The 16543-nt window shown below is 67.6% G+C and carries 16 protein-coding genes and 2 tRNA genes; 12 read left to right on the top strand and 6 right to left on the bottom strand.

Annotated features, from left to right (window positions below; all coding sequences use genetic code 11):
- Positions 1–66 precede the first annotated feature (66 nt).
- Positions 67–2496 (top strand): endopeptidase La, encoded by a 2430-nt coding sequence (gene lon / locus ABE438_RS04550; RefSeq protein ID WP_346501344.1) that lies wholly within the window; start codon positions 67–69, stop codon positions 2494–2496.
- Between the two features lie 332 nt (positions 2497–2828).
- Positions 2829–2905 (top strand) — tRNA-Asp (locus tag ABE438_RS04545).
- 379 nt (positions 2906–3284) lie between these two features.
- Here ABE438_RS04545 and ABE438_RS04540 read toward each other — a convergent pair.
- The 6 genes from ABE438_RS04540 to ABE438_RS04515 form a co-directional block, all read right to left on the bottom strand.
- A complete protein-coding gene (locus ABE438_RS04540) occupies positions 3285–3635 on the bottom strand; it encodes a response regulator (RefSeq protein WP_346501343.1) in 351 nt (116 codons plus the stop codon).
- Positions 3636–3727: 92 nt separating this feature from the next.
- On the bottom strand, positions 3728–4822 hold the full coding sequence (locus ABE438_RS04535) for a sensor histidine kinase (RefSeq protein WP_346501342.1): 1095 nt from the start codon (positions 4820–4822) through the stop codon (positions 3728–3730).
- Between the two features lie 88 nt (positions 4823–4910).
- Complete coding sequence (locus ABE438_RS04530) at positions 4911–5600, bottom strand: transglutaminase-like domain-containing protein (protein WP_346501341.1); 690 nt, start codon at positions 5598–5600, stop codon at positions 4911–4913.
- Positions 5597–6031, bottom strand: coding sequence for a carboxymuconolactone decarboxylase family protein (locus ABE438_RS04525; RefSeq protein ID WP_346501340.1), 435 nt, complete (start codon positions 6029–6031; stop codon positions 5597–5599). The genes ABE438_RS04530 and ABE438_RS04525 overlap by 4 nt, the downstream gene beginning before the upstream one ends.
- A 147-nt stretch (positions 6032–6178) precedes the next feature.
- A tRNA-Val gene (locus ABE438_RS04520) sits at positions 6179–6254 on the bottom strand.
- A gap of 80 nt (positions 6255–6334) precedes the next feature.
- Positions 6335–6949 (bottom strand): YcbK family protein, encoded by a 615-nt coding sequence (locus ABE438_RS04515; protein WP_346501339.1) that lies wholly within the window; start codon positions 6947–6949, stop codon positions 6335–6337.
- A gap of 381 nt (positions 6950–7330) precedes the next feature.
- Between ABE438_RS04515 and ABE438_RS04510 the strand changes: the two genes are divergently transcribed.
- The 10 genes from ABE438_RS04510 to ABE438_RS04465 all read left to right on the top strand — a co-directional run bounded on the left by ABE438_RS04510 (position 7331) and on the right by ABE438_RS04465 (position 16484).
- Positions 7331–7711, top strand: coding sequence for an NADH-quinone oxidoreductase subunit A (locus ABE438_RS04510; RefSeq protein ID WP_346501338.1), 381 nt, complete (start codon positions 7331–7333; stop codon positions 7709–7711).
- 66 nt (positions 7712–7777) lie between these two features.
- The gene (locus ABE438_RS04505) at positions 7778–8362 is read left to right on the top strand and encodes a NuoB/complex I 20 kDa subunit family protein (protein ID WP_346501337.1); all 585 of its coding nucleotides are present in this window, start codon (positions 7778–7780) and stop codon (positions 8360–8362) included.
- Between the two features lie 36 nt (positions 8363–8398).
- A complete protein-coding gene (locus ABE438_RS04500; RefSeq protein ID WP_346501336.1) occupies positions 8399–9004 on the top strand; it encodes an NADH-quinone oxidoreductase subunit C in 606 nt (201 codons plus the stop codon).
- Positions 9004–9447: a GFA family protein gene (locus ABE438_RS04495; protein ID WP_346501335.1), complete on the top strand. Its 444-nt coding sequence runs from the start codon at positions 9004–9006 to the stop codon at positions 9445–9447. Before ABE438_RS04500 ends, ABE438_RS04495 begins: the two co-directional genes overlap by 1 nt.
- Positions 9444–10634 (top strand): NADH-quinone oxidoreductase subunit D, encoded by a 1191-nt coding sequence (locus ABE438_RS04490; protein WP_346501334.1) that lies wholly within the window; start codon positions 9444–9446, stop codon positions 10632–10634. Before ABE438_RS04495 ends, ABE438_RS04490 begins: the two co-directional genes overlap by 4 nt.
- Complete coding sequence (gene nuoE / locus ABE438_RS04485) at positions 10634–11836, top strand: NADH-quinone oxidoreductase subunit NuoE (protein WP_346501333.1); 1203 nt, start codon at positions 10634–10636, stop codon at positions 11834–11836. The genes ABE438_RS04490 and nuoE overlap by 1 nt, the downstream gene beginning before the upstream one ends.
- Before the next feature lie 10 nt (positions 11837–11846).
- Positions 11847–13151, top strand: coding sequence for an NADH-quinone oxidoreductase subunit NuoF (gene nuoF, locus ABE438_RS04480; RefSeq protein ID WP_346501332.1), 1305 nt, complete (start codon positions 11847–11849; stop codon positions 13149–13151).
- A gap of 4 nt (positions 13152–13155) precedes the next feature.
- Positions 13156–15219, top strand: coding sequence for an NADH-quinone oxidoreductase subunit NuoG (nuoG, locus tag ABE438_RS04475; protein WP_346501331.1), 2064 nt, complete (start codon positions 13156–13158; stop codon positions 15217–15219).
- 6 nt (positions 15220–15225) lie between these two features.
- Entirely contained in the window at positions 15226–16245 is a 1020-nt protein-coding gene (gene nuoH, locus ABE438_RS04470; RefSeq protein ID WP_346501330.1) for an NADH-quinone oxidoreductase subunit NuoH, read from the top strand.
- A complete protein-coding gene (locus ABE438_RS04465) occupies positions 16245–16484 on the top strand; it encodes a hypothetical protein (protein ID WP_346501329.1) in 240 nt (79 codons plus the stop codon). Before nuoH ends, ABE438_RS04465 begins: the two co-directional genes overlap by 1 nt.
- Positions 16485–16543 lie beyond the last annotated feature (59 nt).

Below are 16543 nucleotides of genomic sequence, written 5' to 3'. Positions count from 1 at the left end.
GCGCGGAACGTCCGGTTCGGTCGCCCATCAGGGGGTCGGTCGGGCGAAAACTCAAAGGACTAAGCTATGACTGGTTCGACGCCACGCGCCCCGCTCGTCCCCGGCACGACCGACAGCTATCCGGTTCTGCCGCTGCGCGACATCGTCGTTTTCCCGCACATGATCGTGCCGCTGTTCGTCGGGCGCGAGAAGTCGATCCGTGCGCTGGAGGAGGTCGTCAAGTCTGACGGGCTCATCCTGCTGGCCACGCAGAAGAACGCCGGAGACGACGATCCGGACACAAAGGACATCTACGAGATCGGCACGCTGGCGCGCGTCCTGCAGTTGCTGAAGCTGCCCGATTCCACCGTGAAGGTGCTGGTCGAGGGCGTCGGCCGCGCCAAGGCGTTGTCCTATGTCGCCGATGAGGACTTCTACCGGGCCGAGGCCGAGGCGCTCGACGAGGAGCCGGGCAAGAAGGTCGAGGTCGAGGCCCTGGGCCGCTCGGTGGTCGCCGAATTCGAGAGCTATGTAAAGCTCAACAAGAAGATCTCGCCCGAGATCGTCGCCGCGGTCTCGCAGCTCGACGAGCCGGCCAAGCTCGCCGACACCGTCGCCTCGCATCTCGCCGTCAAGATCGCCGACCGCCAGGCCGTGCTGGAGATCCTGAACGTCGCGCACCGGCTCGAGAAGGTGCTCTCGCTCATGGAAAGCGAGATGTCGGTGTTGCAGGTCGAGAAGCGCATCCGCTCGCGCGTCAAGCGCCAGATGGAGAAGACCCAGCGCGAGTACTACCTGAACGAGCAGATGAAGGCGATCCAGAAGGAGCTGGGCGACGGCGAGGAAGGCCGTGACGAGCTGGCCGAACTGGAAGAGCGCATTGCCAAGACCAAGCTGACCAAGGAGGCGCGCGATAAGGCGCTGGCCGAGGTCAAGAAGCTGCGGCAGATGTCGCCGATGTCGGCTGAAGCCACCGTCGTGCGCAACTACCTCGACTGGCTGCTCGGGATTCCGTGGGGCAAGAAGTCCAAGATCAAGAAGGATCTGAAGATCGCGCAGGACGTGCTCGACGACGATCACTTCGGTCTGGACAAGGTCAAGGACCGCATCGTCGAGTACCTGGCGGTGCAGCAGCGCGCCAACCGGCTCGCCGGCCCGATCCTGTGCCTCGTCGGCCCTCCGGGCGTCGGCAAGACCTCGCTCGGCAAGTCGATCGCCAAGGCGACCGGCCGCGAGTTCGTGCGCATGTCGCTCGGCGGCGTGCGTGACGAGGCCGAGATCCGCGGTCACCGCCGCACCTATATCGGCTCGATGCCCGGCAAGATCATCCAGTCGATGAAGAAGGCGAAGACCGCCAACCCGCTCATCCTGCTCGACGAGATCGACAAGATGGGCCAGGACTTCCGCGGCGATCCGTCGGCGGCCCTGCTGGAGGTCCTCGACCCGGAGCAGAACGGCACGTTCAACGACCATTACCTCGAGGTCGACTACGACCTGTCGAACGTGATGTTCGTGACGACGGCCAACACGCTGAACATCCCGCCGGCCCTGCTGGACCGGATGGAGGTGATCCGCATCGCCGGCTACACCGAGGACGAGAAGGCCGAGATTTCGCGGCGGCACCTGATCCCGGGCGCCATCGCCAAGCACGGCCTGCAGCCCAAGGAATGGTCGATCGACGACGACGCCCTGACCATGCTGATCCGGCGCTACACCCGTGAGGCCGGCGTCCGCAATCTCGAGCGCGAGATCGCCAACACCGTCCGCAAGGCGGTGAAGGAGATCGTGCTCTCGAAGAAGAAGAAGGTCGCCGTCACCACCAAGGTGCTCGAGGACTATCTCGGCCCGCCGCGCTTCCGCTATGGCGAGGCGGAGACCGAGGATCAGGTCGGTGTCGTCACCGGCTTGGCCTGGACCGAGGTGGGCGGCGAGCTGCTGACGATCGAAGGCGTCATGATGCCCGGCAAGGGCAAGATGACCGTCACCGGCAACCTGCGCGACGTCATGAAGGAATCGATCTCGGCGGCGGCGTCCTATGTCCGCTCGCGTGCCATCGATTTCGGCGTCGAGCCGCCGCTGTTCGACCGGCGCGACATCCACGTCCACGTTCCGGAGGGGGCCACCCCGAAGGACGGGCCGTCGGCGGGTATCGCGATGGCGACGGCGATCGTCTCGGTGATGACCGGCATCCCGATCAGGCGCGACATCGCCATGACCGGCGAGGTCACGCTGCGGGGCAGGGTGCTGCCGATCGGCGGCCTCAAGGAGAAGCTCCTGGCGGCGCTGCGGGGCGGCATCAAGAAGGTGCTGATCCCGGAGGACAACGCGAAGGATCTGGTCGACCTGCCGAAGTCGGTGAAGAACGGGCTGGAGATCGTCCCGGTCTCGCGGATGGAGCAGGTGCTGGAGCACGCCCTGATCAGCCAGCCGACGCCGATCTCCTGGGAAGAGGACCTGAAGTCCTCCAGCCGCAAGGTCGGCGAGGACGATGCCGCCTCGGGCGTCATCGCTCACTGACCGACCGCTCCGGCGGACGAAAGACGCGAGGCCGTCGGCGCAAGCCGGCGGCCTTTTTCGTTGCGGTCGGGATGCGGGAGCCGGGGACGACAGGTTCTTGCGTTACGCGCGACTCGCTGTGCGAGACGCTCGTTTTCGCGATTCTCGGGAAACCACGCGTCGGACGAGGATATCCACAGGCCGGCGAATTTCGCTGCCGCGAAAAAGCCCCGAAAACCGCCGTTTTCTGGCAGGTTCGACAATGTCTAACTTTGCCGGCGCCACGCGCTTGACACCACAGGGCAGGAGCCATATCGAGACCGGGCTGACGACGAAAGTTTCAGCCGCCCAGCGCGGGCGTAGCTCAGTTGGTTAGAGTGCCGGCCTGTCACGCCGGAGGTCGCGGGTTCGAGCCCCGTCGCCCGCGCCATTTATTTCAAAGCCTTAGCAGGCACAGGGCTTACAATTGCAGCCCTGGCCGCCTCGGCTGTCGACAACACTCCTCACATCACGTTTCGAAACTGTACGCCGTGTACGCCGTCCGCGGCCATGGTGCAGCTTCGGCTTTGCCGTAGGCCTCCGGCACGTGCCGGGACACGGTCTGCGCAGTGCAACCGCTTCGTCAGGGGCGGAGGGATTGCAACGCTATCGTGGCGTGATCTTCTGGTCGCCGACGCGGTGCCTGCATCGCACGCCCAAGAGCCGATGATCTGCACCGAGGATGATGGTTTCGCGTCTCTGCCATGGCGCCCCGGCGTGACGCCCTCAGGTGGCCGCCAGCCGTCCTGAGCGCCTCCTTCCTCGCGCCACTACGCCACCAGCCTCACCGCCTCCAGCACCGACGCCTCGCTATAAGGCTTCCTGAGGAACTGGACCTCGGTGGGCATCTCGTGGGCCTGCGGCTGGATGCGGCCGCTGGCGATGATGATCGAGACCGGCGGCCAGCGGTCGCGCACGGCGAAGGCCAGCTTCAGCCCGTCCATGGAGCCGGGCATCTCAATGTCGGTGAACACGGTGGTGATGTCGAGGCGCGTCTCCAGAATCGCGATCGCCTCGTCGGCGCAGCTCGCCTCGACGACCTCGAACCCGGCCTCCTCGAGCATCGACACGAGATCCATGCGGATCAACGCATCGTCTTCCACCACCAACACGACGCTCATCTCAAGCCAGCCTACGTCTGACGTCCAACCTGCACCGTCTCAATTCCGCGGACGCGGAATGGTTCATGCCCGAGGACAAAGTTTATCGCGGTTCAGCGGCGCTGGACGTCGGCCATCGCGGCCTCGAACCGGGCGACGAGGCCTGTCGGCAGCCATTGCTTGTCGACGCCGCCCTGGCCGATGAGCCCCATCCTGATCAGCCTGGAGCCGAAACTGCGACGGCTGGGCTCGCTCACGATCGGCCCCCCGGTCTCCTTCCAGATCATCCTGAGCACCGGCCCGTCGCCACCATCCTCGACGGTCCACGACAGATCGACTTTGCCGGATGGCCGGGACAGCGCGCCGTATTTCGTGGCGTTGGTCGCGAGTTCGTGAAGCAGCAGCGAGATCGAGACAGTCGCCTTCGGCCCGAGTTCGAGATCGGGGCCGGTGGCGACGATCCGGCCCCCGTCGCCATGCAGCTCCAGCATCGGCCGGACCACCCGGCGCAGCGAGGCCGAGGCCCAGTCCTGCTGGAGCAGCTGGTCGTGGGCGGCGCCCATCGCCATGATGCGCTGGCTGAAGGCCTCGACCGCATCGCGCTCGTTCACGCCCTTCAGCGTCTGCGCCGCGATCGCCTGGACCATGGCCAGCGTGTTCTTCATGCGGTGGGCGATCTCGGCGTTGAGGACGGCCTGCCGGCGCTGGGCGTCGTCGCGGTCCTTCAAGGCCTTGCGGAGTTCGAGCTGGCGCATGACCTGCCGGGCCAGCACCTGCAGCGTCTCCTGCTGCAGCGCCGTGAGTTCGCGCGGCTGGTAGTCCAGCACGCACACCGTCCCGATGGCATGGCCATCCTGCGTCTTGAGCAGCGCACCGGCGTAGAAGCGCAGCCCCGACTCGCCGGTGACGAGCGGATTGCAGTTGAAGCGCGGATCCTTGGTGGCGTCGGGGACGAGCAGGAAGTCGTCTTCCAGGATCGCCTTCGCGCAGAAGGAGCTGTCCAGCGGAGTCTCGCGCACGCCGAGGCCGACCTCGGCCTTGAAGAACTGGCGGTACTCCGCGATCAGGTTCACCACCGCGATCGGCGTGTCGCAGATACGCGCGGCCAGTTCGGCGATTTCGTCGAAGTCACGCTCGCGCGGCGTGTCGAGCATGTCGTAGCGCGCCAGCGCCTGCAGTCTCTCGGTCTCACGAGTTTGGATCGTCAACGCCAGGCCCCGAGCACGCACATGCCGCTTGATGGCATTTTTGGCGATGGCAGGCAAAGCACCCGCTTCGCAGCAGTCTTCGGCGGCGCTACGCCGGAGATGCGCCGCCCCGTTCCGCCGCGAGGCGGCGCTCGTAGAGCGCGCGCTCGGCCGCCATGCCTGCGATCAGCCGCGGGGAGGTGGCCAGCATGTCGTCCTTGAAGGCCTGAAGCGGCATGTCGTCATAGCTGCCGCGCTCATGGACGTAGTTCATGTGGCGCCGGCCATCCGGAGCGAAAGGCTGGAACAGCGAGTCGGTCCGCCCGTCGAAATCGAGCGGCGTCACCGCGAAGCGCTCGCAGAATCCGCGATCGAAGGCGGGCGTCGCCCGGACCCAGGCGCCGTCGATCCAGAGCAGCGTGTAGGCGTGCCAGCGGAAGACGTCGTTGCCCATCAGGAAGACGAGGCGCGGGGAGGCGAGGTGGTTGCGCACGTCGGCGAAGCCGATGCGGGCGGGAATGCCGGCGGCCCGCGCCACCGCCGCCAAGGTCACGGCCTTCGGCACGCAGAAACCCACGCCGGCGGCGAGGCAGCGCGAGGCGACGAAGGTGTCGTCCGACAGCGCCAGATAGCGCAGGTCGTAGCGCACCGCATCGCGCACGGCGTAATAGAGACGCACCGCCCTGTCTCGCGAACTGCCGGCGCCGACATGTGCAGCAGCAAAGGCGCGCACGACTTCCGACTCCGCGTCGAGGAAACGGGTCGGCAGCAGGGCCCGCGCCAGGGCGTCCTCCCTCATGGGCTGACGGCGTCCTTCGCTCCGGCGGGCGGCTGCATCGCGCCCGCGACCTCGGCCGCATGGCGCAGCACATCGGCCCCGGCCCGGTTCCAGGTGGTGATTCCACCGGCCATCACCACCTGCACGAGGCCCTCGGCCAGCTCCGGCACGGTCAGGCCGGCCCGGATCGCATTGGCGGCGTGGCCCAGCGCGCCCTGCCGGTCGCCGATCATGGTGTCGAGCAGGGCAAAGACCAGTTCCTTGGTCTTGAGGTCGAGCGCGCCGCCTTCCGGCCGGTCGCGCATGATCGAGGCGCGCATCAGCCCGTAGCCGCCGAACGCGGCCGGGGCATGCTCCGCGAGCAAAGTGAAATTGTCCGGCACGCGCCGCGAGGTCGCCTCGAAATTGGCGGTACCGGCCTCCAGCGCCGCCGCGACCAGCTCTTCGTCCATGATCGATCTCCTCGTCCGCGCGGCCGTTCCGCGCGGGACGTCTGCGGCGCGACAATGTCGGTGAGGCGAGGGAGGATCAAGAGCGGCGGGGCGGGCGGAACGCCGGATGCCGGCAGCGACGCCGAGGGATAGCGGATCGTCGCGGCATGGTGGGCGGTGACGGGCTCGAACCGCCGACCCTCTCGGTGTAAACGAGATGCTCTACCAACTGAGCTAACCGCCCTTCCGGCTGCGGTGTAAGGCCTTGCCCGCGCCGCTTCAAGCCCGCGTCGAAGGCCACGGCGAAATCCCGGGGCGGGCCGGCTACCATGGCCTGCGCGGGCCGGTGTCGATGTGGATCAGCCCGTTCCAGTAGAGCTTGTGTCCGCCGACCTCCGGAAGGGCGCGGGCGAAGTCGAGTACGGTGCGCGGCCGGACGCCGGGCACGCGGAAATCCATGGCCTCGCAGCGACGATGATAGGAGCCGCGGCGCGCGCGCCAGGGCGGCCGCAGCGTCGACGTCACCCGCACGGAGCCGAAGCGGGTCGAGATCTTGCCGAGAATGTCGCGCAGCGGCTGCGGCAGGCAGGCGATGGAGGTGCCGGGATCGGTGGAGATGCCAGGAATCTCGGGTTTCTCGTTCGGGTCGTAGGCCGGCTCCTGCTCAGGCTGGCCGGGGGTGCGCTTCGGCCATTCGGGCGCCTCGTCCTCGTCGGTCAGCGCCATGCTCGGCGCCGGCGCGCCGCTGGCCGGCTCCGGCTCCTTCGCCGGGGGCGGTACCACGATGCCGACCTCGGCCTCCTTGCCGGGGTGCAGGTCGAAAGGCCGCTCCGGCGGCAGCGGCGTCAGTACGGTGGTCTGGGCGGCGGCCGGCAGGGCGGTGGCCAGCAGCGTGGCCAGGGCGACGCCGCGCAGCAGGCGAGGGGGCGCAGCCGTCATCGACGAGCGCGGGCGGGGACGGGACGGGGCAGGGCGACCAGAAGGATCAAGGCAGGGCTCCTTGCCGCACGGGCGGGACGGGGCGATTCGAGGCCGAAGCCCCGTGCGGAGCGCGCCTGTGCCATGGGCGGCGGGGCGCGGACAACATGTCCTGGTCTTCGCGCCGGCGACGGTCCGGAGCGAAGGAGGCGAAAAACGGCGCTGGCGCCGCAGGCCGCGCCAGCGTTCGGACGGCATTTGGCAACTATGCGGCAATTACATGGCGACAGCCGCGTTGTGCGACGCGGCGAACCCTTGCGTGATTCTAAAGCAGGGTCTAATCGACTGCGCAGATTGAAGGCGCGCCCCGTCGCGCCGGCCTTGTGAAGCGGGGTGTCACAGATGCAAGCTCTACCTGTCCCGACCCTGCTCGCCGACTACCTGCCCCTGGCCATCTTCATCGGCCTGTCGCTGGTCATCGGCCTGGCGCTGCTGATCGCCCCGTTCGCCGTGGCCTATTCGAAGCCCGACGCCGAAAAGCTCTCGGCCTATGAGTGCGGCTTCAACGCCTTCGACGACGCCCGCATGAAGTTCGACGTCCGGTTCTATCTGGTCGCGATTCTCTTCATCATCTTCGATCTCGAGGTCGCCTTCCTGTTCCCCTGGGCGATCGCCTTCGGCGAGCTCGGCTGGTACGGCTTCTGGTCGATGATGGTGTTCCTCGGCGTCCTTACCGTCGGCTTCGTCTATGAGTGGCGCAAGGGCGCCCTCGAGTGGGATTGAGCGTTTCCTCGCAGAGGGCGGCGACGCTGCCTATATCCGGGGAAAGTCCGCGAAAGGTCTGATGTGATGGCTACAACCGCTATCGATCGTGGCGATCCGCTGGTCGCGCCGGCGCCGAAGGGGCTTCTCGGCCCCGACGGCGCGCCGATCGGCGCCCGCGATCCCTTCTTCACCGGGATCAACAACGAGCTCGCCGACAAGGGCTTCCTGGTCACGGCCACCGACGATCTCATCAACTGGGCCCGCACCGGCTCGCTGATGTGGATGACCTTCGGACTGGCCTGCTGCGCCGTCGAGATGATGCAGCTGTCGATGCCGCGCTACGATGTCGAGCGCTTCGGCTTCGCGCCGCGCGCCAGCCCGCGCCAGTCGGACGTTATGATCGTCGCCGGCACGCTGACCAACAAGATGGCGCCCGCTCTGCGCAAGGTCTACGACCAGATGCCGGAGCCGCGCTACGTCATCTCGATGGGCTCCTGCGCCAATGGCGGCGGCTACTATCACTACAGTTATTCGGTGGTCCGCGGCTGCGACCGCATCGTGCCGATCGACGTCTACGTGCCGGGCTGCCCGCCCACCGCGGAGGCGCTGCTCTACGGCGTGCTGCTCCTGCAGAAGAAGATCCGGCGCACGGGGACGATCGAGCGCTGAGGCGTTCTTGATCCCGCGGTTGATGAAGGTGATGCGATGAGCGATGCGCTCGTGACACTGGGCGAAGAGATCAAGGCGGCGCTGCAAGGCGCGGTCGTCGATGTCGTCGTCGCCTATGACGAGATCACGGTGCTGGCGGAGACCGCCGAGATCGTGGGCGTGCTGCGCACGCTCTACGACGATCCGCGCTTCCGCTTCGTCAACTTCACGGACATCGCCGGCGCGGACTATCCGCAGCGCGAGCAGCGCTTCGAGGTGGTCTACCACCTGCTGTCGCCGCGCCATAACCGCCGCATCCGCGTCAAGGTCCGCACCGACGAGCAGACCCCGGTCCCCTCGGTGATCGAGGTCTTCCCGGCCGCGAACTGGTATGAGCGCGAGGCCTACGACTTCTACGGCATCCTGTTCTCCGGCCATCCGGATCTGCGCCGCATCCTCACCGATTACGGTTTCGAGGGGCATCCGCTGCGCAAGGACTTCCCGCTGACCGGCTTCGTCGAGGTCCGCTACGACGACGAGCTGAAGCGCGTCGTCTACGAGCCGGTGAAGCTGAACCAGGAATTCCGTAACTTCGACTTTCTTTCGCCCTGGGAAGGGACCGACTACGTCCTGCCCGGCGACGAGAAGGCCAAGGTGCCGTGATGAGCGCCAGCACCAACCAGTCCGTCTCCGGCGGCTGCCTGTGCGGCGCCGTCCGCTTCAAGGCGGTGGTCGAGGCCGCCGAGATGGGCGTCTGCCATTGCTTGATGTGCCGCCGCTGGAGCGGTGGCGCCTTCATGGCCGTGCCCTGCGTCGACATGACGATCGAGGACAAGACCGAGCTTGGCGTCTACCCGTCCTCGGAATGGGGTCAGCGCGAGTTCTGCAAGCGCTGCGGCTCCAGCCTGTTCTGGCGCCTGCGCCAGGATAACGGCCATGTCGCGGTCGCCCTCCCGGCGCTCGATGCCGTTGAGGGCCTCGCCTTCGGCGAAGAGATCTACATCGACGAGAAGCCGGCGCTCTACGCCTTCGCGGGTGACAGGCCGCGCCTGACCGGCGCCGAGTTCCTCGCGCGCATCGCAGCCCAGCAGGAAGCCGGGGCATGACCGAACACAACATCCGCAATTTCTCGATCAACTTCGGTCCGCAGCACCCGGCCGCACACGGCGTGCTGCGCCTGGTGCTGGAGCTCGACGGCGAGATCGTCGAGCGCGTCGACCCGCATATCGGCCTGCTGCATCGCGGCACCGAGAAGCTGATCGAGGCCAAGACCTATCTCCAGGCCGTGCCCTATTTCGACCGGCTCGACTATGTCGCGCCGATGAACCAGGAGCATGCCTACGCGCTCGCCGTCGAGAAGCTGATGGGCGTCACGGTTCCGCGCCGCGGCCAGCTCATCCGCGTGCTTTATTCCGAGATCGGCCGCATCCTCTCGCATCTGCTCAACGTGACGACCCAGGCCATGGACGTCGGCGCGCTCACGCCGCCGCTCTGGGGCTTCGAGGAGCGCGAGAAGCTGATGATCTTCTACGAGCGGGCCTGCGGCGCGCGCATGCACGCGGCCTATGTCCGGCCGGGCGGCGTCCACCAGGACCTGCCGACTTCGCTGATCCACGACATCGCCGAGTGGTGCGACCCGTTCCTGCAGGTCTGCGACGACCTCGAGGGTCTGCTCACCGACAACCGCATCTTCAAGCAGCGCAATGTCGACATCGGCGTGGTCGATCTGGAGACCTGCTGGAAGTGGGGCTTCTCGGGCGTGATGGTGCGCGGCTCCGGCGCGCCCTGGGACCTGCGCAAGTCGCAGCCCTACGAGTGCTACGAGGAGATGGAATTCGACATCCCCGTCGGCAAGAACGGCGACTGCTACGACCGCTACTGCATCCGCATGGAAGAGATGCGCCAGTCGGTGCGCATCATGAAGCAGTGCTGCGAGAAGCTTCTGGCCGCCGATGGCGGCGGGCCGGTCTCCTCGCTGGACGGCAAGATGGTGCCGCCGAAGCGCGGCGAGATGAAGCGCTCGATGGAAGCGCTCATCCATCACTTCAAGCTCTACACCGAGGGCTACAAGGTGCCCGAGGGCGAGGTCTACGCCGCCGTCGAGGCCCCCAAGGGCGAATTCGGCGTCTATCTCGTCTCCGACGGCACCAACAAGCCCTATCGCTGCAAGATCAAGGCGCCCGGCTTCGCCCATCTCCAGGCGATGGACTTCATGTGCCGCAAGCACATGCTGGCCGACGTCTCCGCGATCCTCGGCTCCCTCGATATCGTCTTTGGTGAGGTGGACCGCTAATGTCCGTCCGTCGTCTCGCGCCCGATCACGTCCAGCCTGCTTCCTTCGCCTTCACCGCGGCGAACGAGAACTGGGCCGACCAGCAGATCGCCAAGTACCCGGAAGGCCGCCAGGCCTCCGCCGTGATCCCGCTCCTGTGGAAGGCGCAGGAGCAGCATGACGGCTGGCTGCCGCGCGCCGCGATCGAGGCGGTCGCCCGCAAGCTCGGCATGGCGCCGATGCGGGTGCTGGAGGTCGCGACCTTCTACACCATGTTCAACCTGCAGCCGGTCGGTCAGCACTTCGTCCAGCTCTGCGGCACGACGCCCTGCGCGCTGCGCGGCGCCGAGGCGCTGAAGAAGGTCTGCCAGGAGGTGATCGGCCCGCAGTCGACCGTCACCGCCGACGGCAAGCTGTCCTGGCTCGAGGTCGAGTGCCTCGGCGCCTGCTGCAACGCCCCGATGGCGCAGATCAACTTCGACTATTACGAGGATCTGACGCCGGACAATTTCCGCAAGCTGCTCGACGATCTGCGCCATGGCCGGCCGACCAAGCCCGGCCCGCAGAACGGCCGCGTCGGCTCCGAGCCGGAAGGCGGCGCGCAGACGCTGAAGGACCAGGCCCTCTACGACGGCTCGATGGTCGGCGCCGGCGACTGGCAGCAGCGCATCCTGGCGCAGCGCAAGGCCGCCGAGGAAGCCGCCGCCGCCAAGGCGGCCGCCGAGGCCGAGGCCAAGAAGGCCGAGGCGACACCGGCTGCGACCGCAGCCAAGCCCGCGACCGAGACCGCTGCGGCAGGCCGCCCCAAGCCGTCCGAGCCGTCGCAGCCCTCCGGCGCAGCGCAGGATACGCCGGCTGCGGACGGCAAGGTCGGCAAGGAGGCCAAGGCCGAATCCGCGAAGCCTGCGGCCGACGCGCCGGCTCAGGCCGCGTCCGTGCCCGAGAGTAAGCCCGCGCTGCTCACCGCCGCGCGCGGCGGCAAGGGTGACGATCTCGAGCTGATCTGGGGCGTCGGCCCGAAGCTCGCGACCATGCTGAACGAGATGGGCGTCTGGCATTACGACCAGATCGCGTCCTGGACCGCGGAAGAACTGGCCTGGGTCGATGCGCGACTGACGGGCTTCAAAGGCAGGGCCGTCCGCGACGACTGGACCAGCCAGGCGAAGAAGCTCGCGACCGGCTGGCGGCCGGAGTCGAAGCTCGGCGACAAGCCGGTGAACTGAGGCGAAAACGATGCTTGCTGATCGCGACCGCATCTTCACCAATCTCTACGGCCTGCACGACCGGACGCTGAAGGGCGCCCAGCAGCGCGGCCATTGGGACGGCACCAAGTTCCTGCTCCAGCAGGGCCGCGACTGGATCATCGACGAGATGAAGAAGTCGGGCCTGCGCGGGCGCGGCGGTGCCGGCTTCCCGACCGGGCTGAAATGGTCGTTCATGCCCAAGCAGAGCGACGGGCGGCCGCATTACCTCGTCGTCAATGCCGACGAGTCGGAGCCCGGCACCTGCAAAGACCGGGAGATCATGCGCAACGACCCGCATACGCTGGTCGAGGGCTGCCTGATCGCCTCCTTCGCCATGGGCGCGCACGCCGCCTACATCTACATCCGCGGCGAATACATCCGCGAGCGCGAGGCACTGCAGCGCGCGGTCGACGAGGCCTACGAGGCCAAGCTGATCGGCAAGGACAACGTCCACGGCTACCCGTTCGACCTCTATGTCCATCACGGTGCCGGCGCCTATATCTGCGGCGAAGAGACCGCGCTGCTCGAGAGCCTCGAGGGCAAGAAGGGCATGCCGCGGCTCAAGCCGCCGTTCCCGGCCAATATGGGCCTCTATGGCTGCCCGACCACGGTCAACAACGTCGAGTCGATCGCGGTGGCGCCGACCATCCTGCGCCGCGGCGCGAGCTGGTTCTCCTCGATCGGCAATCCGAACAATGTCGGCACCAAGCTGTTCTGCATCTCCGGCCACGTGAACAAGCCCTGCAACGTCGAAGAGGCGATGGGCATCCCGTTCCGCGAGCTGATCGACAAGCATTGCGGCGGCATCCGCGGCGGCTGGGACAACCTCAAGGCGGTGATCCCGGGCGGCTCGTCGGTGCGCATGGTGCCGGCGGAGCAGATTATCGACACGCCGATGGACTTCGACTCGCTGTCGAAGCTGCGCTCCGGCCTCGGCACAGCGGCCGTGATCGTCATGGACAAGTCCACCGATATCGTCCGCGCGATCGCCCGCATCAGCCATTTCTACAAGCACGAGAGCTGCGGCCAGTGCACGCCGTGCCGCGAGGGCACGGGCTGGATGTGGCGCGTGATGGAGCGCATGGCCGAGGGCCGCGCCCAGAAGCGCGAGATCGACATGCTGCTCGACGTCACCAAGCAGATCGAGGGCCACACGATCTGCGCGCTCGGCGATGCCGCGGCCTGGCCGATCCAGGGCCTGATCGCGCATTTCCGCCACGAGATCGAGCAGCGCATCGACGACTATGCCGCCAACCCGCATGGCGAGCCCGTGCGCATGATGGCGGCGGAGTGAGACCATGACGAAGATTGTCATCGACGGCATTGAGGTCGACGTCCCGCCGGAGTACACCGTGCTCCAGGCCTGCGAGGCGGCCGGCGCGGAAGTGCCGCGCTTCTGCTTCCACGAGCGGCTGTCGATCGCCGGCAACTGCCGCATGTGCCTCGTCGAGGTGAAGGGCGGTCCGCCGAAGCCGCAGGCTTCCTGCGCCATCGGCGTGCGCGACCTGCGCCCGGGCCCGAACGGCGAGCCGCCGGTCGTCTCGACCAAGTCGCCCATGGTCAAGAAGGCCCGCGAGGGGGTGATGGAGTTCCTCCTCATCAACCACCCGCTGGATTGCCCGATCTGCGACCAGGGCGGCGAGTGCGACCTGCAGGACCAGGCGATGGCCTACGGCGTCGACACCTCGCGCTTCGCCGAGAACAAGCGCGCCGTCGAGGACAAGTATATCGGCCCGCTGGTGAAGACCTCGATGACGCGCTGTATCCAGTGCACGCGCTGCGTCCGCTTCACCACTGAGGTCGCCGGCGCCTCCGACCTCGGCGCCATCGGCCGCGGCGAGGACATGGAGATCACCACCTATCTCGAAGCGGCGATGAGCTCCGAGATGCAGGGCAACGTTGTCGACCTCTGCCCGGTCGGCGCGCTTACCTCGAGGCCCTACCAGAACCGCGCCCGGCCGTGGGAGCTGACCAAGACCGAATCCATCGACGTGATGGACGCGGTCGGCTCGGCCATCCGCGTCGATTCCCGTGGCCGCGAGGTGATGCGCATCCTGCCGCGCATCAACGAGGCGGTGAACGAGGAGTGGATCTCGGACAAGACCCGCCACGTCGCCGACGGTCTCAAGACCCAGCGGCTCGACCGGCCCTATATCCGCGAGCAGGGCGGTTTCCGCCCGGCGAGCTGGAGCGAGGCGCTCGCCCTCGTGGCGAGCAAGCTCAAGGCGGCCAAGCCGGAGCGCGTCGGCGCCATCGTCGGCGATCTCGCCGCCGTCGAGGAGACCTTCGCGCTCAAGGCGCTGATGGCCGGCCTCGGCACGACCAATCTCGACTGCCGCCAGGACGGCGCGAAGCTCGACCCGGCCTTCGGCCGCGCCAGCTACCTCCTCAACCCCGGCATCGCCGGGATCGAGGACGCGACCTCGCTGCTGATCGTCGGCTCCAACCCGCGCCGCGAGGCGCCGATCGTCAACGCGCGCATCCGCAAGCGCTGGCTGCGCGGCGACTTCAAGGTCCAGCTGATCGGCGAGAAGGTCGACCTGACCTACGCCTACGACTATCTCGGCGCCGGCCCGGAGACGCTGGCCGAGGTCGTGAAGACGGCAGAGGCCGCCGGCGAGCGCCCAATGGTGCTGGTCGGCCAGGGCGCGCTCACCCGCGCTGACGGCGCCGCGATCCTGTCGCTGGCCGCCAAGGCGGCGCAGGGCCTCAGCGCGGTCAAGGACGGCTGGAACGGCTTCGCCGTGCTGCACACCGCGGCCGCGCGCGTCGGCGCGCTCGATCTCGGCTTCGTGCCGGGCGAGGGCGGCCTCGATGCGGCCGGCATGGCGGCGGCGGGCGCGCTCGACGTGCTCTTCCTGCTGGGCGCCGACGAGATCGACGTCGCACCGGGTGCCTTCGTCGTCTACCAGGGCAGCCATGGCGACCGCGGCGCGCATCGCGCCGACGTGATCCTGCCTGGCTCGGCCTATACCGAGAAGTCGGCGACCTACGTCAACACCGAGGGCAGGGTGCAGATGGCCGCTCGCGCCACCTTCCCGCCCGGCGACGCGCGTGAGGACTGGGCGATCCTGCGGGCGCTTTCGGCCTCGCTCGGCAAGCCGCTGCCCTTCGACTCGCTCGGCGCGCTGCGCCAGGCGCTCTATGGCGAGCACCCGCACTTCGCCGCGATCGACCAGGTCGCTCCGGCCGAGACGGAGGGCCTGTCGACGCTGGCAGGGCAGGGCGGCGCCACCGACAAGACGGGCTTCGTCCCGGCGGTCGCGGATTTCTACACCACGAACCCCATCGCCCGCGCGTCCGCGGTGATGGCGGAATGCTCGGCGCTGGCCTCCGGCCGCATGCGCCAGGCGGCGGAGTAAGGCCCGATGAACTGGGATCTCGTCATCGATCTGGCGATCATCGCCGGCAAGAGCCTGCTCCTGCTGGTCTGCCTGCTGGTCTTCATCGCCTATATCCTGCTGGCCGACCGCAAGGTCTGGGCGGCGGTGCAGCTGCGCCGCGGCCCGAACGTGGTCGGCCCCTTCGGCCTGTTCCAGAGCTTCGCCGACCTGCTGAAGTTCGTCTTCAAGGAGCCGGTCATCCCGGCGGGCGCCAACAAGGGCATCTTCCTGCTTGCCCCGCTGGTTACCTGCGTGCTGGCGCTGGCGGCCTGGGCGGTGATCCCGGTGGCGGATGGCTGGGCCATCGCCGACATCAATGTCGGCGTGCTCTACATCCTGGCGATCTCGTCGCTCGGCATCTACGGCGTGCTGATGGGCGGCTGGGCCTCGAACTCGAAGTACCCCTTCATGGGCGCGCTGCGCTCGGCCGCGCAGATGGTGTCCTACGAGGTCTCGATCGGCTTCGTCATCGTCTGCGTGCTGCTCTGCGTCGGTTCGCTGAACCTCTCGGCCATCGTCGAGGCGCAGAACTCGAAGCTCGGCATGCTCGGCTGGTACTGGCTGCCGCTGTTCCCGATGTTCGTGGTGTTCTTCATCTCGGCCCTGGCCGAGACGAACCGCCCGCCCTTCGACCTGCCGGAAGCGGAATCCGAGCTCGTCGCCGGCTTCATGGTCGAATACGCCTCGACCCCGTACCTGCTGTTCATGCTCGGCGAGTACGTGGCGATCATGACCATGTGCTCGATGACCACGATCCTGTTCCTGGGGGGCTGGCTGCCGCCGATCCCGGTGGCGCCGTTCACCTGGGTGCCGGGCGTGATCTGGTTCGCGCTCAAGGTCTGCTTCGTGTTCTTCATGTTCGCGATGGTGAAGGCCTTCGTGCCGCGCTACCGCTACGACCAGCTGATGCGGCTGGGCTGGAAGGTGTTCCTGCCGCTGTCGCTCGCCTCGGTGGTGATCGTGGCGGCCGTGCTGCAGATCACCGGCTGGGGGCCGGTGCGCTGATGGCGGACCAGGCCGGACCGATCGGCGCCGTCCTCGGCGCGATCGTCGGCCTGGTGCAATACAAGATCGTCACGGGTGCCGTGACGAAGGCCCTGCAGCGGACGGACCGTTCGACGACGCAGGCCGAGAAGGACGATTACGAGCGCCGCATCCGCCTCTTCCGGGCGATCATGCTGGTGCTGCTGGTCGGCGGTACGCCGATCCTGGGATATGGGCTCGGCCGAGCGCTGTTCGGCTAGGATCGGCAGGCACCGGCGTGACCGGGGCAGGCCAAGGGACTGAAGGGAAGATCGAGGCG

The organism is Allobosea sp. TWI1241 (assembly GCF_039673065.1).
In the GTDB taxonomy this organism is placed as follows: Bacteria; Pseudomonadota; Alphaproteobacteria; order Rhizobiales; family Beijerinckiaceae; genus Allobosea.
This window is presented reverse-complemented; position numbering and strand designations above follow the sequence as displayed.

Excerpts from the sequence above, each read along its gene's own strand:
- nuoF (WP_346501332.1), top strand. The coding sequence starts at position 11,847 with ATGCTTGCTGATCGCGACCGCATCTTCACCAATCTCTACGGCCTGCAC.
- ABE438_RS04515 (WP_346501339.1), bottom strand. The coding sequence starts at position 6,949 with ATGACGGCTGCGCCCCCTCGCCTGCTGCGCGGCGTCGCCCTGGCCACG.
- ABE438_RS04510 (WP_346501338.1), top strand. The coding sequence starts at position 7,331 with ATGCAAGCTCTACCTGTCCCGACCCTGCTCGCCGACTACCTGCCCCTG.
- ABE438_RS04490 (WP_346501334.1), top strand. The coding sequence starts at position 9,444 with ATGACCGAACACAACATCCGCAATTTCTCGATCAACTTCGGTCCGCAG.
- ABE438_RS04525 (WP_346501340.1), bottom strand. The coding sequence starts at position 6,031 with ATGGACGAAGAGCTGGTCGCGGCGGCGCTGGAGGCCGGTACCGCCAAT.
- ABE438_RS04500 (WP_346501336.1), top strand. The coding sequence starts at position 8,399 with ATGAGCGATGCGCTCGTGACACTGGGCGAAGAGATCAAGGCGGCGCTG.
- ABE438_RS04495 (WP_346501335.1), top strand. The coding sequence starts at position 9,004 with ATGAGCGCCAGCACCAACCAGTCCGTCTCCGGCGGCTGCCTGTGCGGC.
- ABE438_RS04530 (WP_346501341.1), bottom strand. The coding sequence starts at position 5,600 with ATGAGGGAGGACGCCCTGGCGCGGGCCCTGCTGCCGACCCGTTTCCTC.
- ABE438_RS04465 (WP_346501329.1), top strand. The coding sequence starts at position 16,245 with ATGGCGGACCAGGCCGGACCGATCGGCGCCGTCCTCGGCGCGATCGTC.
- ABE438_RS04540 (WP_346501343.1), bottom strand. The coding sequence starts at position 3,635 with ATGAGCGTCGTGTTGGTGGTGGAAGACGATGCGTTGATCCGCATGGAT.
- ABE438_RS04505 (WP_346501337.1), top strand. The coding sequence starts at position 7,778 with ATGGCTACAACCGCTATCGATCGTGGCGATCCGCTGGTCGCGCCGGCG.
- nuoH (WP_346501330.1), top strand. The coding sequence starts at position 15,226 with ATGAACTGGGATCTCGTCATCGATCTGGCGATCATCGCCGGCAAGAGC.
- lon (WP_346501344.1), top strand. The coding sequence starts at position 67 with ATGACTGGTTCGACGCCACGCGCCCCGCTCGTCCCCGGCACGACCGAC.
- nuoE (WP_346501333.1), top strand. The coding sequence starts at position 10,634 with ATGTCCGTCCGTCGTCTCGCGCCCGATCACGTCCAGCCTGCTTCCTTC.
- nuoG (WP_346501331.1), top strand. The coding sequence starts at position 13,156 with ATGACGAAGATTGTCATCGACGGCATTGAGGTCGACGTCCCGCCGGAG.